12 protein-coding genes and 2 pseudogenes are annotated in these 14,049 nt (G+C 66.5%); 7 read left to right on the top strand and 7 right to left on the bottom strand.

Annotated features, from left to right (window positions below):
• Positions 1-95 precede the first annotated feature (95 nt).
• Positions 96-563: an NUDIX domain-containing protein gene (locus LXN57_RS48525; RefSeq protein WP_369077317.1), complete on the bottom strand. Its 468-nt coding sequence runs from the start codon at positions 561-563 to the stop codon at positions 96-98.
• Between the two features lie 537 nt (positions 564-1,100).
• Complete coding sequence (locus LXN57_RS47195) at positions 1,101-2,171, bottom strand: IS110 family RNA-guided transposase (protein ID WP_251804870.1); 1,071 nt, start codon at positions 2,169-2,171, stop codon at positions 1,101-1,103.
• A gap of 293 nt (positions 2,172-2,464) precedes the next feature.
• On the opposite strand from LXN57_RS47195, the gene LXN57_RS47190 reads away from it, so the two are divergent.
• The 4 genes from LXN57_RS47190 to LXN57_RS47175 all read left to right on the top strand — a co-directional run bounded on the left by LXN57_RS47190 (position 2,465) and on the right by LXN57_RS47175 (position 5,236).
• On the top strand, positions 2,465-2,878 hold the full coding sequence (locus LXN57_RS47190) for a hypothetical protein (protein ID WP_251804869.1): 414 nt from the start codon (positions 2,465-2,467) through the stop codon (positions 2,876-2,878).
• 182 nt (positions 2,879-3,060) lie between these two features.
• Positions 3,061-3,492, top strand: coding sequence for a DUF4259 domain-containing protein (locus LXN57_RS47185; protein ID WP_251804868.1), 432 nt, complete (start codon positions 3,061-3,063; stop codon positions 3,490-3,492).
• A 141-nt stretch (positions 3,493-3,633) separates the two neighbouring features.
• Positions 3,634-4,467 carry a transposase family protein gene (locus tag LXN57_RS47180; RefSeq protein WP_251804867.1) on the top strand — a complete coding sequence of 278 codons (834 nt, stop codon included), beginning with the start codon at positions 3,634-3,636 and terminating at the stop codon, positions 4,465-4,467.
• 232 nt (positions 4,468-4,699) lie between these two features.
• Complete coding sequence (locus tag LXN57_RS47175; RefSeq protein WP_251804866.1) at positions 4,700-5,236, top strand: hypothetical protein; 537 nt, start codon at positions 4,700-4,702, stop codon at positions 5,234-5,236.
• Between the two features lie 138 nt (positions 5,237-5,374).
• Here the strand turns inward: LXN57_RS47175 and LXN57_RS47170 are convergent.
• Positions 5,375-5,767: pseudogene (locus tag LXN57_RS47170) on the bottom strand (NUDIX hydrolase); the annotation flags it as partial.
• Positions 5,768-6,024: 257 nt separating this feature from the next.
• Here LXN57_RS47170 and LXN57_RS47165 point away from each other — a divergent pair.
• Positions 6,025-7,077 carry a tyrosine-type recombinase/integrase gene (locus LXN57_RS47165; protein WP_251804864.1) on the top strand — a complete coding sequence of 351 codons (1,053 nt, stop codon included), beginning with the start codon at positions 6,025-6,027 and terminating at the stop codon, positions 7,075-7,077.
• The gene (locus tag LXN57_RS47160; RefSeq protein ID WP_251804863.1) at positions 7,074-9,449 is read left to right on the top strand and encodes a tyrosine-type recombinase/integrase; all 2,376 of its coding nucleotides are present in this window, start codon (positions 7,074-7,076) and stop codon (positions 9,447-9,449) included. The genes LXN57_RS47165 and LXN57_RS47160 overlap by 4 nt, the downstream gene beginning before the upstream one ends.
• Before the next feature lie 20 nt (positions 9,450-9,469).
• Here LXN57_RS47160 and LXN57_RS47155 read toward each other — a convergent pair.
• From LXN57_RS47155 to LXN57_RS48150, 3 genes and pseudogenes are all read right to left on the bottom strand, one after another.
• A pseudogene (locus LXN57_RS47155) lies at positions 9,470-10,639 on the bottom strand (ISL3 family transposase); the annotation flags it as partial.
• Positions 10,640-10,651: 12 nt separating this feature from the next.
• A complete protein-coding gene (locus tag LXN57_RS47150) occupies positions 10,652-10,972 on the bottom strand; it encodes a transposase family protein (RefSeq protein WP_251804862.1) in 321 nt (106 codons plus the stop codon).
• A gap of 74 nt (positions 10,973-11,046) precedes the next feature.
• Positions 11,047-11,178 carry a hypothetical protein gene (locus LXN57_RS48150; RefSeq protein ID WP_285904771.1) on the bottom strand — a complete coding sequence of 44 codons (132 nt, stop codon included), beginning with the start codon at positions 11,176-11,178 and terminating at the stop codon, positions 11,047-11,049.
• 225 nt (positions 11,179-11,403) lie between these two features.
• Here LXN57_RS48150 and LXN57_RS48520 point away from each other — a divergent pair, with 225 nt between their 5' ends.
• Positions 11,404-12,261: a DUF5677 domain-containing protein gene (locus tag LXN57_RS48520; protein WP_369077316.1), complete on the top strand. Its 858-nt coding sequence runs from the start codon at positions 11,404-11,406 to the stop codon at positions 12,259-12,261.
• 796 nt (positions 12,262-13,057) lie between these two features.
• Here LXN57_RS48520 and LXN57_RS47145 read toward each other — a convergent pair.
• Entirely contained in the window at positions 13,058-13,609 is a 552-nt protein-coding gene (locus LXN57_RS47145) for a GNAT family N-acetyltransferase (protein WP_251804861.1), read from the bottom strand.
• Positions 13,610-14,049 lie beyond the last annotated feature (440 nt).

Below are 14,049 nucleotides of genomic sequence, written 5' to 3'. Positions count from 1 at the left end.
CCGAGACCCGTACCGATCCCTACAGCTCCTTGGACTTGCCTAAAACGGGCATATCTCGACCTTGCGAAGACCCTGGCACGGCGAGGGCCGTCTCACTAGCGGAACTGACCAAAATAGCGGACGCCAGACCCTACTTCGACCGGGGCGGACGCTAGTTCTGCTGAGAGCTCGAGGGGGAAGACGCTTAGCTCCATTAGCCGCCGCCGGTCCACAAACCATGCACCCGTTATCGACCCGCCAGTAGGCCTAAGAAGCCGGCTCTCGCTTGTGCATCGAAAGAAGAACTCCACGGAGTGTTCGCCAGGATCAAGGTGGTAGCCAAATGCTACAAGTGGGCCGACCGTGCAGTTGAAGCTGAGTTCCTCGACGAGCTCACGGTGTACGCACTCTTCGAGCGTCTCGCCGACCTCCAGGCCCCCGCCCGGATAGCACTTCCACCGGTTACCGTTGACCGAATGCTCGACGATCAAGACGTCATCCGCTGAGCACAGAAGCGCGGCCGCGCGGACACGCACGGATTCGGCCGCTCTCTGTGCAGTCGCGTCTTCGCCGTTGCTACCCATTTTGACGCGTCCTCATTCTCGCGCAGGCCTGACATCTGGATGATCTCGAGCAGACCCGCTGTGCCAGGGCATCATCATGAATGACCGTCGCCACACGACGGGAGGATGCACTTACCTGCATGGGTGCCCGGTCGTCCAGGGGGTTTTTGTTGTTGTTTGAGTAGTCCGGGCAGTGGTGGATCGTCTCGCGGCTCAGGGCTGGGCGAGTTGTGGCGGTGGCTCGGTCTGTCTGTCTTGTCGGGCGCGGCTCCGAGGTCGTGGGTTGTTCGCTCGCGTCGGTGCGGGGTGGTGGCGGGGTGGCAGCCAGACTTACCTATGGCCGTCGGACGGGGTTTGTGTCCGCGACATGATGATTGATCGGGTGGCCCCCTCGCTGGGGTGCGACCGCTCATTCTGTCTTGGCCGTCCGCGGTCATCGCCCTGGGATGGGGCGGTGGTGGTGCGGTCTGACAGTGCGTTGAGGGAGCTGGCCGCGTTTGGTGCCCGTCATCGTTGATGTCGGGCTGGCCGGTCCTCGCCGATCCGGCCCCTGCTAGTTCAGCGAGTGATGGTGGTGGGTGCGGCCGGTTGGGCGAGGACGGTGAACGCGTCGTCGCCGAGGCCGGTCAGGATGTGGGTGGCGTGCCGGACGATGCGGCGGGCCTGGGACAGGCAGGCGCGGTTGGCGTCGTAGCGGTCTTTGACCTGGGTGTAGTAGTCGTAGCCGGGTGCGCAGGCGCGGGCGGAGGTTTTCGCGGCTTCGAACAGCAGCCAGCGCAGCACTTCGGGGCCTTGCCGGGAGAGCCGGCCGGGGCTGCGTTTGCCGTCGGAGGAGTGCACGGTGATGTCGAGGCCGACGAATCGGACCGCTTTACGCGAGGACGAGAACCGGTCGGCGCCGCCGAGCCAGGCGCATAACGCGAGTGAGCTGAGCGGGCCGACGCCGTAGATGTCGTGCATCAACGCCCGCGCTCCCTTCATGCCGCGGGAGGTCGACAGCAGCCGGCGGCGCAGCCGCTCGAGATGCTCGGCCAGAACGTCCATGATGGATAAGGCGGTGTTGACCTGTAGCCGGCCGGAGATGGATAACTGGTCGTCGACGATCGCTTTGAGCCGGGCCCGGTCACCGCGGACGATGCCGGCGGGCCCGGGCGCGGTGGTGCCTTGGTGGAAGCAGACTGACTGGATGCGTTGGGCCCAGCCGGTGTGCTGGGTCCGCAAATCCTGGTAGAGCTCCAGCATCGCTCGCCATTCCAGGACCTGTGCCGGCGGGATGTAGCACTGCGGCAGCCGACCGGTCGCGAGGAGCTCCCGCAGCAGTTTCGCGTCGGCCTTGTCGGTCTTGGCCCGTCGTTTCGGGCCGCGCAGCGCCGATGTGTCGGCCGGCTCGGCCAGATGCGCGGTCACGCCTGCCTTGGCCATTTCCTCCGCGATGTAGCGCCAGCCGGTGCAGCCTTCCATCGCGAACGCCACCGGCCCGGCCGCGGGATCGAACCGGGTCAGCCAGCCGGCCAGATGCTCCCGGTCAGCCGGGGCGATCCGGCCGCGTTCCCATTTCCCGTTCTCGTCGTCCACCCAGTCGAATGTCAGCTGCTTCCGGTGGATGTCCAAGCCGCCTACGATCGACATCGGGAACCTCCTCAAGCTCCGTGACCATCGATGTCCAACACAGGGAAACCTGCGTCTGAGCTGAGGAGGCTCCCACCTCGGCTGGTCGTCAAGACCCGAACGGCGTACACCTCGCCTCAACCCACCGACCGCAACCGGCCGATGCATGTCATCTGTCATGCCGCCGAGCGTGCGCGGCGACCAGTGGGTATTGACGGTACATACCGGCGAAGCATGCTTGGGTAGCTCGCGAAGCGCCGACGCCGGCGTTCTGAACGGTTCGAGTGTGGTGCGGGCACGTATGGTTCTCCGTCGTGACCGACGTGAAGGCCTTTCGCCGCGGCTGCTACGAGGCCGCCCGGCAAACCGGTGGCGAGCTGACCGACTTCCAGGTCGGTAACGAGCCGACGCCGAGCTTCCACCAAGCGATCATTACCTACTCGGACCGGAACGTCGCGGTCGTGTGCGTCCGCGACGCTCCGCTCATGGCGCTCGCCGAGCCGCATGTCCTCGAATTCCTGCCGGCGCGTACGGCTGGTTCGCTGACGTTCGTCGACCTTCCCGAGCTGGCAGCCGCTTTGACCGAGGTGCCGGGATTCCGTTTGCTGTCCGTGGCGGAGTTGGGCGAGCCCGTCGATGCAGCGAGGTGTCCCCAAATCAGCCAACATGACCTGCGCTACTGGCAGCCTCAAACGCTGGGCGAAGCCCTATTCAACTACTGGGACTAGCGCCAAGATCACACATGCTCAATCGCCGCCGATCGTGCGCGCTGGGAGTTCCGGTTGACCAACGCGGCTCCGTCGTAGCCAGACGTCGCGGTCATAGCTGGCTGAAGAACCCTACGAGCTGTTGATCAATAGGCGTTAAGCTCTCGGCGAGTTTGGGATAAATCGACGAGCGGGGAGGCGGCATGGGCACCTGGGACGTTGGGCCGTTCGACAACGACACCGCTGCCGACTGGTGCGGTGACTTGGACGAGGCCGCCCCAGAGCAACGATCTGTGTTGATCCGCGATGCACTGAGCCGCGTTGCTGAGTACGGTAACGAGTACCTCGACAGCGACGAAGCGGCGAAGGCTATCGCTGCTGCGGCCGTTGTTGCCTCACAGTTGCCGGATGGGACGGCGATCGACACTCCCTATGCGCCCAACTTCCTGCTGGAGGGCGGCAACGTAGAGGTTGACGGCGAAATCCCTGCGATAGGGGTGCGAGCCCTCGACCGGATAGTCCAGAAGGACTCGGAGTGGCGAGAGCTGTGGGAAGAGTCCGAGGAGTTGTATCCGCTGGCGCTCGCCTCACTGCGATCCATCCGCGCCACCCTCGAACAGGCGATCAACCGGTGAACTGAGCTGATCTCAGCAAGGAATGGTGGCCGATTCGGGATGACACGGGTGAATCGGTAGAACCGGGCGGTCCTCGAAACAGACGTGGAGCCATCGATAGACAGGTCTTGCGACAGATCCACGTCTTCGAGAGGGCTCCACGTGCTGGCTTATCGTGCCATGGTCGACGTCCCGAGAGAACTGGTGCAGTACGTGGCACGACTACTGCACGCCGAACGCCGAGCCCGCGGCACTCGGAAGAAGACCCGCGCTCTGACCTGCTTCTACCAGGCGCTTCTGGTGCTCATCTGGTTCCGCAAGCAAGAAGATCTGACCCTGCTGGGCGCCGGCTTCGGGATCTCCCGGGCGACCGCGTACCGCTACCGCGACGAAGGCATCGCGGTCCTCGCCGCCCAAGCGCAGGACCTGCACACCGCGCTGAAGCGGGTCGCCGCCGACGGCTGGTCGTACGTCATCCTCGACGGCAAACTGTTCGACTGCGACCGGCTCACCGAGACCACCCTCTCGACCAAGGGCAAGACGATCGACGCCTGGTACTCCGGAAAACACCGCGACTTCGGCGCGAACATTCAGGCGATCATGCGCCCGGACGGGCTACCGATCTGGACATCGGCGGCGATGCCCGGGCACCTGCACGACACCAGCTGCGCCCGCGAACTCGGCGTCACCGCCGCGCTGAACTGGTCCGCCGCCGAACTCGACCTGCCGGGCCTGGCCGACTCCGGCTACGAAGGCACTGGTCACGGCATCAAGACGCCGGTCAAGCAACCGACCGACGGCAAACCTCTCGCCATCGACAACCGTGCCTCCAACCGGCTCCTTCGCGGTCTGCGCTGGCAAGGCGAACGCGGCTTCGCCATCCTCATCGGCCGCTGGAAAACCCTGCGTCACACCACGATCAGCCCGCGCCGGATCGGTGAACTCGTCGCCGCCGCACTGCATCTGACCCACTTCGAATACAAATACCTAACCTGATCTTGTTGAGATCAGCTCACTGATCGGCTGCCCGGAATTAGCGCACGGCTAACCGGCGCTGCGTTCGGTGCCAACTTCGCACCCGATTCACCGCGTCCGGATTTGCCGCTGAGCCTGCGCCCTGCCCGCCATATCGTCGTAACGGTCCGTGTTGGCCGAACGGCGATCACCTGCACGCTCGTGCCGAGAATCGGATGGCTCCGCAGCCGTGGTCATAGTTATCGTCCCGGGCATGGTGGTACATGACGAGTCGGAGTGGTTGGCGGTGCTGCGAGCCCTCGACGAGCCCGGCGCACTGGGGCAAGCGGTGGGCCTGGAGTTTCCCCGGGACTTCGACCACGCGGCGACGCAACTGCGATTCGAGCAGCTCACGAGGCGGTTGAGTGACATCTTCGGCTGCCCCCTTATACCCGCGAAGGGACCGCACCAGGATTCTTCCCGCTTCGGCGAGATTCGCATACCACCCGAGTGCACGACGACACGCGCCAAGCGCACCCGTATCCGCTTTCCGGTCATCGTGGGCGTGAGCAACTTCGGCAACCTAGCCACATGCTGGGCGGGACAAGATTCGCTGTCGCCAGACACCCTGACGGTGCCCTCGCCGCCGCTACACCTCGACGACCGCGCCCGGGTCGAAGAGGCACTGACCGACCTTGGATATCGTTCCGTCCCCCACGGCATCCTCCAGACCGGGTACGACGGGCCCAACCAGTGGGTCTTTGGTGATCAAAAAGAAACGTGGTTCGCCCGATACTTCGCCGAGCTCTGACGCCTGGACGGCATCCGGATCTCCCGATCAGCTCGCTACCGAGGGTTATGCTCGGCTGTTGTGTCGTCACCCGTCCAGAGACTCGTACCGGCTACTCAGGGCAAGACCGCGTCGGCGGGGTCGGTCTGGTTTGGTCGGTCAATGGTGCCAGGGCAGCTGCACTGCCTGCTGCGGGGTACCTTCGGTACGGAGCTGATCCAGCAGGGATGCCAACCCGAAGGGGTAGATAACGTCCGTGCTGTTGGTCAGCTGGTCCAACGTCCACCAGCGGTGTCCGGCGTGGTGTTGGCGTTCGAGGGCTTCCATGCCGGTGGTGTCGACGTCGTGGGCATCGAGATGGTAGAAGAAGAAGTCATCCCGGAAGGTGCCGCGCGCCCAGCCGACTTCGGCGTATCCGGAGCTGTAAGCCACGGGTTGGCCGAGCAGTCCGGGGCTTACGACGAGGCCGATCTCTTCGCGTAGTTCGCGAGCGGCCGCTTCCTGGAGCGGTTCGCCGGCATCCACACCGCCGCCCGGAGTCACCCAGCCATGTCCCCCTCGGCCGTCCCTCGGATCGAGGAGTGTCGCCGCTCCCTGAAGACTGGATCTGGATCTGGCCCACTTTGGTTGATCGAAGTTGGTCCCTGGCCGGCTCTCGTTAGGCGAGGACTCGTTTTCGGAGGAGGTCGAGTTTGGCGCGGCCGAACATCTGCCGTTTGATCATTTTTACAGTTACTTGGAATCACGCGGTGGGCTGAATCCCTGGTCGAGGGCGTTGCCGGACGATGCCGTCCTGGTTGAGTCTCGCGATGATCGTGGAGGAGAAGTGGCCGGTCCTGGCCCGGCATGAGCGTGCGGCCGAGTGGCTGCGGGTGTGGACCGATCTGGGACGAGCGCCCCGGACGATCGACGCGTATGCCCGGGGCTTGGCGGAGTTCCTCGAGGTGTGCGAGGACGCCGGCGTTGACCCGGACACGGCGTCCCGGGCGGACGTGGCGGTGTTCGTCCGGGCACTGACGACGCGACCTGGCCGGCATGGCGCGAACGTAGTTTCGATCGACTCGGGTGCGGGGTTGGCGAACGCGACGTTGCAGCAGCGGTTGGTGCCGGTGCGGCTGTTCTTCGATTATCTGATTGAGGAGGGTGTGCGCGAGTCGAACCCGGTCGGGCGGGGCCGATATACCCCGGGTCGCCGGTTCGGTGGGCAGCAGCGCGGTCTGGTGCCGAGGCTGACGAAGCTGCCATGGATTCCGTCTGAGGCCGAGTGGTTGGCGTTGTTGACCGCGTTCCGCGGCGAGTCGGCGCGGAACCGGTTGATGCTCGCGTTGGCGTATGACGCGGCGTTGCGGCGTGAGGAGTTGTGCTCGTTGCGCACCGATGATCTCGATCCGGGACGGCGGATGCTGCGGGTGCGGGCGGAGACGACGAAGAACCGGTTGGAGCGCATGGTGCCGTACTCGGCTCCGACCGGGGTGTTGCTGGCGGACTATCTGCGGCATCGGGCGACGTTGAGCCGGGCCCGCGGGCCGTTGTTGTTGTCGCAGTCGCGGCGCAATACCGGGCAGCCGGTGACGTTGTGGACCTGGTCGAAGGTCGTGCGGCGGGTCGCCTCAGCGGCCGGTCTGCCGCGGTTCTCCACGCATACCACCCGACATCTGTGTCTGACTGATCTGGCGCGGATGGGCTGGGAGATCCATGCGATCGCCGCGTTCGCCGGTCACCGGCATACCGATTCCACGCTGAAGTACATCCATCTGTCCGGCCGGGACTTGGCCGACAAGCTCGCCACGGGGATGCAGCACATCCACGCATGGCGGATCGAGATGCTTGCCGGCACGGCCAGCGCCGGGACGGGCCGATGAGCGCGGCGATCTCGCGACCGGCGTTGCAGACGGTGTCGCAGCCGACGCCGGCCGGACCGGCTCGGTGGTCGCCGCCGGTCACCCGGCCACGGTTGCGGGTGGTGGTGCGGGCCGAAGAGTCCGCCGCGATCACCGGGCTCGACTTGCCCACCCTGCGGCGCCTGAAGACTGGTGATCCGGCGGCGCCGGGCTGGCGGGTCATCGGCCGGTTGCTGCGCCCGTTGGACGCGGTTAACACCGGCCTGGATTCACCGCCGACGCCGCACCGGCGCCGCGCCATGCTCGATGTCGTGGCCTGGCTCCTGATCCGCTGCGCGCAGCCCGGTGTCGGCAGCTACTGGCACTGGCCCGGCGAGGAGTGGGAGACTTTGCTGGGCCGCACTGTCAAAGAGTTCCGGGCTGGCGCACCGGCCTGGGTCGGTGACGAGGTCCGCCCTTACCTTGCCGCGCATGCGTTTCTGCTAGGCGGGTTCACCGCGTTTCACCGCCTCGGCAGCTTCCAACGGCTGGTGCTGTGCTGGCGGGTCTTCGGCCGCGACCGCGTCGACGCCGAACTCGCCCACCTGCGACGTGTGCTGGGCGGCTGGGGCTACCAACTCGGCCGCCACGACGACCAACTGCTGCCGTTGACCGTCGCGCAGCTGATGCTGACCAACGGCAGTCCACACCTGCAGGACATGACCACCGACCTGTTCGACCGAGTCCGTGAAGAGCGGCTCCTGGAAGGCGCCCGGCTCAACACCGTGCACGCGGTGCAGCGGGCGGTGGCCGAGCTCGGATTCTGCACCGCGCCGGTCCGCCGCACCGGCCAGCATTCCGCGAGGGCAACCGGCGGCGCCCAGACGTGGCAGCAGGCCGCCGACCGCTGGTATGACACGTCCACTCTCACCCGGCGGGTCCGCGGCAGTGTCCGCGCGAACCTGCTCAAGGTCGGCCGGTGGCTGGCCGCCGAACACCCCGAGGCCAGCGACCCGGCGGCATGGACGCGGCAGACGTGCGCGACGTGGATCGCCGCGCTGGACCGCATGCGGGTCGGGGACTACGTCCAGCGCACCGCCGGCCTCGAGGACCGGCTGGGCCAGCCGCTGACCGCGGCGACCAAGGCCGGCCAGATCGGCGCGATGCGCAGGTTCTTCGGGGACTGCCAGGAATGGGAATGGCTGCCCCGCCGCTTCGACCCGCTGCGCGCACTGGCCGTCCCGCGCAGCATCGCCGCCATGCTCAGCCCGAACCCGCGGGTGATCGCCGACGACATCTGGGCGAAACTGCTCTGGGCCGGGCTCAACCTGACCGTCAACGACCTGCCGGCCACACAGTCCGGCCCGTTCTACCCGTTCGAACTGGTCCGCGCGGTCACCCTCACATGGCTGTTCTCCGGCCAGCGCAGCGACGAGATCGCCCGGCTGCGCGTCGGATGCATCCGCTGGCAACACCACGGCACCCCGATCGCCGGCGACGCCGCCGATGTCCTGGCCCGCGACGCCGTCTGCCTGCTCGACGTGCCCACCCACAAGACCGGCACCGCGTTCACCAAGCCCGTCGACCCGGTCCTCGGCCAGGCCATCGACGCGTGGCAGGCCATCCGACCCGCCCAGCCGCCTTTCACCGACCGACGCACCGGCGAAAGCGTCGACCTGCTGTTCGCCGCCCGCGCCCGCCGCATGTCCACCGCCTACATCAACAACACGGTCATCCCGATGCTCTGCCGCAAAGGCGGCGTCCCGTCCGCCGACGTTCGCGGCGCGATCACCAGTCACCGGGCCCGATCCACGATCGCCAGCCAGCTCTACAACGCCAAGGAACCGATGACGCTGTTCGAGCTGCAAGCCTGGCTCGGCCACCGGTCCCCGCAATCGACCCAGTACTACACGAAGATCAGCCCCACCACGCTGACCCGCGCCTACCAGGACGCCGGCTACTTCGCCCGCAACGTGCGCACCATCGAAGTCCTCATCGACCGCGACGCCGTCGCCTCCGGCGCCGCCACCAACGGCGAACCCTGGCAGCACTACGACCTCGGACACGGCTACTGCAGCTACACGTTCTTCGAGCAGTGCCAGCACCGGATGGCCTGCGCCCGCTGCGACTTCTACACCCCGAAAGCCTCCAGCTCGGCTCACCTGCTCGAGGCGAAGCAAGGCCTGCAGCGCATGCTGGTGGGCGTCCCCCTGACCGACGACGAACGCGCCGCGGTCGACAACGACCATGCCGCCGTCGACCGCCTCATCGAACGGCTCGCCGACGTCGCCACCCCAGCCGGCCCCACCCCGAACCAGCTCCGCGCCGAACCCGGCAGACAACTACCCCTGACCGTGCTCCCACCGACACCGCGCCGAACGACCCGATCGACGCCCTCCATCGACAATCTCTGATTCCACAGAATGATCCGGTTGACCTGGCCCTCGACAGCGCCGGAGCTGTGGGGCAGGGTGAGGCCGTTGCGGACGGCGTCGTAGTCGCGTTTGAGGCCGTTGGCGTAGGAGTGCAGTTCGGGCAGGTCGTCGGTATCGACTGCGGCGATCCAGGCGTTGAGGCGGTCGCCGTGGCGGCCGGTGAGCATGTCACCGAACGCGGCGACGTGCGTGGTGAGAGCGTCGAGGTGGCGGCAGCGTTTGCGGATGTCATCGAGTTTGCGCTGCTCGTCGGGGTTCAGGTCGGTGTAACGGCGCAGGATCCAGCCGGTGATGTGGCGGACCTTCGGCGGCCGGACCCGCGCCGGCGCTGGGCCCGCGGCGGTGCGGAACGGGCGTAGATAGCCGCGCAGTGTGGCGCAGGTTCCGCGGTAGCCCAGTGCCTGGATCTCAGCGAAGAGTTGAGTCGTGCTGGTGCAGCCCTCGTTCCAGCGTTGGTGCAGGTGATCGGTGAACGGGTCCAGGACGCTGGGCCGGCTCCCGAGGTGGGCGGTGGCCAGCAGGTCCTGCACGTTTTGGGCGCGGGCGAAGCGGCGCACCGTTTCCCTGGCCAGGCCGAGTTCCCGCACGATCGCCTTGATGCCCATGCCTTGGGCGAGCAGCGTCTGGACCTGCTCGTAACGTTGCCGGGTGCGTTCGACCAGCCGGCCCTGCTCGGCTTGGTGCTCGGCCGCTTGGGCGGCGATCTGGTCCAGGTCAGGCGGGACCACCGGCGGTGCCGGCTCGGCAGCCGGTTCGGCCAGGCATCCGTGGTGGCGGGCCACGACCTTCTCGACGTGTTCGGCCAGGTTGTGCCACAGATGGAAGCGGTCCGCGACCTGGATCGCGTCGGGCGCACCGGTGCGGGCGCCGTCGGCGTAGGCGCCGGCCCGGTCGCGGCAGATCACCTCCACCCCCGGATGCGCCCGCAGCCACGCGGCGAGGGTTGCGGCTTCGCGGTCGGGTAGCACGTCGATCGGCCGGTGGGTGTCCATGTCGATGAGCACCGTGCCGTAGACGTGGCCCCGGCGGAGCGCGAAGTCGTCGACCCCGAGGACCCGGACCACCGACGGCGCCCGGTCCGGCAGCCGGCGGACCAGTCGCAACACCGTGTTGCGGCTGATCGACAGGCCGAACCGGGCGGCCAGCCGGGCCCCGGCCCGACCGGCCAAAGCCAGCCCGATCTACTCCAGCGCCTCACGCAGGCCACCGCTGCACCTGGCATACGCCGCGGTCAGGTCCTCGACCTGCTCGGCGAACCGGCGCACCGCACAGTTGCGGTCCTGACAGACGAACACCCGAACCTGCAGCACGAGCATCACCTGCCGACCGCCCACGGCCAGATCAGCCAGGCGACGCTGGTAGCGACGGTGCACCCGCCGGCTGCGTGCACCACACCCCGGACACGGCGCCTCGTCGGCCTTCGGACGAGCCCAGATCCGCAGTTCAGCGGTGCTGCTCTCAACCCGCTCGACAGTCACCCCGGCCAGTTGCGGCAGCAGCACTTCAAGACAGTGATCATCGCACCGGCCGCACAGTACACAGTGGACAGACCGGATGACAAGGGGACCAACTTCGATCAACCAAAGTGGGCCAGATCCAATTTTCGGGAATCGGCGACAAGGAGGAACTTCAGCAGGAGCACCCGCTGGTCGCGGTCGATAAGAATCACTCGTGCGGAGCGGCGGCGGTATGAAACGGTTTCCGACACTCCGTCGATGGTAATGACGCCGACCATTCCTGACGACCGAGATATCGGAAAGAGGGGCTGCCTTCGTTTTTTCTGATACCGAGGTCCGGCGCATTGTTCTGCCGCCGAGCGAGTGCACGGCGCCGCACGGAAACCCAGGAGGACGTGCGTTTCCCGGGAGCGCCTGGTGTTTGCTAGGCCCGCTGCGGTCCGCAGCACTGCCAGGAGCTCGGGTGAGCGCGGCGCATGCCGTCCGAGCGCGAATACCAACGCTGCCGCTACGACGGCTTGGCCGGCCCTAGTCGAGCAAAGCACCTAGAAATCAGACGACAAGAGGACAGAGAGCAGGCAAGCTCTGGCGACATGAGCCGACAGCGTCTAGCGCCCAGTCTCCCGATCGAGGTGTACCGGGAGGTCATCGACGAACTCATGGCGGCATGGGATCGCTTCGACGGCTTTGATACGCGGACGAAGGACCTTCCGACTGCGCGTGTGACCTTTGCGCTTGTCGCCAACGCGTACCGTGCGGGCCGCGCGGCCAGCACGTTGTGGGAAAGCGATCTGTGGGCTGAGTCGATGCCGAACGTTCGAGCCTGCTTCGAGTCGGCAGTCTCGGCGGCCTGGACACAGCAGACTGGAAAATCAGGTGTCGACGCCACCATGTACGAGCGTTCCCGACAGGCGGTAAACCTCATGACCACGGCAGAACTGGCCGAGGTGGGCGTACCAGAAGAACTTCGTGATCAAATCAATGACGAGGCAAAGAGGACGCCAGCGCCAGCAAGGGCTGCACAAGCTCGCGCCTTCCCCGCAATGTGTAAGGACCTACAAGCTGGTAACAGTCTTTACCTGATGTACCGCCACACGTCGGACGCGGCCCACGCGCCGAGCGCGGTCATTCGCCACCTCGTAGCAGGGCCGGGCGATCGCCTTGTCCAGGTAAAGCAGCCGGCCGCATCGGAAGGACTAAGAAAGTGGCCAGCCTCACTGTGGCATACGCGCTCGTCTGGGCGGGGCGCGCATTTGTCGAGGTCGGCCTTCATAAGCCAGGCAAGCAGTTGCTCCGGAAAGCGGCGATACGACTCGGCATCCCGCCGATTCTGACGGCCATCAACTAATCGTCAAGAACGTCGGCGCACCTGACCCCCGCGACGTCGTACCGGTAGGCCGCTGGCGAGGTGCTGATCAGCCCTTTTCCAGCGGCCCCCGGCCCGAACCCGCCGTGCCGGATTTCCCAGCAACGGGCTCTCCAGTGACTGCTACGCGAGTACCGTCACGGCAGCCGCTCAGCTGCCAAGCCCTCGCGCAGGGACGTCCCGTGCCGTTTCGGCTCTGAGCATTACGCCTACCTCCCGGACCGTGATGTCCCGTTGTCACCTGACCCCCTTCGCCCTGCTTCCGGCTCTCCCGGACTCCTCGGCAGGTCGTGACTCCTGCGACTACTACGGGGTCTCCGTCGCCATAGGACTCGCGTCCTGTAGGCGATCCCACGTTCGTCCTCGTTGTACGTGTGGAGCGGAACTTAGGTGGCCCACTCATCTCCTTGAATGCCCTCACTGGGCATCGCCCGCGCTCCGGAGGTTGCATCGGCAAATCCGCGACGCCGACGCAGGACGCGGCACCGGTTCAGACGTCTTTCCGGTGGATGGCGGCTTGCATCACTGGAGATTGGGCTTCAGGCAATTCAGCTTTCACCATATTCCGCGGGTCCCGCAGCACCTCACCGCCGTACGCCTGGCCATGACCACTGCTTTCCTGGCATGCTCTGGTCCCCTTCACCTTTCGGATCCAGGTAAGCCATCGGACCCAAGAACCTCCCTCCGAGTTCTTCCCGGCTGCACCGGGGATACAACAAGGCGCCTCGTGGCGCACCGGGTCTGCCGCTGATCGGGCGCGGCGGCTACGCGCTTAGCGCGTCCGTCGCGGGCGCCAGGTCGATGGCATAGAACATCAGTTCGCCGCGTTCGTCGACCTCGACATGGTCAAAGCTCATGCCGGCAGTCTCGGCAACACGGCGCGAAGCAGTGTTACGCGGACGGATGCCGGCCCACACTCGCCACAGGCCCACGGCGTGGCAGTGCCGCAGCACAGCCGCAGTAGCCTCGGCGGCGTAGCCCACTCCCCGATGTCCCTCAGCGATCAGGTAGCCGATCTCGGGTTCGGCGTAGCCGGTACGGCCGGCGAACAGACCACAGTTGCCGATCAGCTGACCGGTGTCGATGCGGCGCAACGCGTACCAGCACAGCCCATGATCGCGCTGTGTCGCCATACGGTTCGCGATCCACCGCGATGTCTGCGCGAACGCGGTGAACGGTCCCGAGCCGATCGTATGGGTCCGCGGATCGGCGAACAGCTCGTGCAACTCCGCCGCATCGTCCTCAGTGAAAGCGCTCAACGCCAGCCGCTCGGTGCACAAAGCCGGCAGCATCGAGGACCGGTGCCGGGACGTCATGACCGCAATCCTTGCGGAAATGACCGCGTCTCGCACCTGAGGGACGCCGACATGCGTCCTCCGACCCCCCAGGTTCCCATTCGCCGACGTCCGGATTTGCCGCTGATAACTGGCGATCGACTCCACTCAGTTCGACCGGCGCTGTCTGCTGCAGCAGGACACTTCAGCCGGTAGAGGCAGTCGCACTCGGAGCGTGCCCTGTGAGGAGCCTAAAAGCCGCAGGTGATCGGCGTTGCTTGCCGGGCGAGGCGAGGCAACGCGGCATGACCGACACCGTCATTACCCTGCGGACGCTCCCTCCGCCGGCCCTTCCCTCGTCGCCGGCCGCCGCAGTGGCGGGCGACGAGGCCCTCGAGCAGCTACCCCCGCGAGGCGCTGCCCTGCTGTTACGGCAGCAGTTGTCGGCTGATCGCTTCGCGGGCGTCGCGGCCGAGGTGGAG

It is taken from the genome of Paractinoplanes hotanensis, from assembly GCF_023717965.1.
Classification (GTDB): Bacteria; Actinomycetota; Actinomycetes; order Mycobacteriales; family Micromonosporaceae; genus Actinoplanes; species Actinoplanes polyasparticus.
This window is presented reverse-complemented; position numbering and strand designations above follow the sequence as displayed.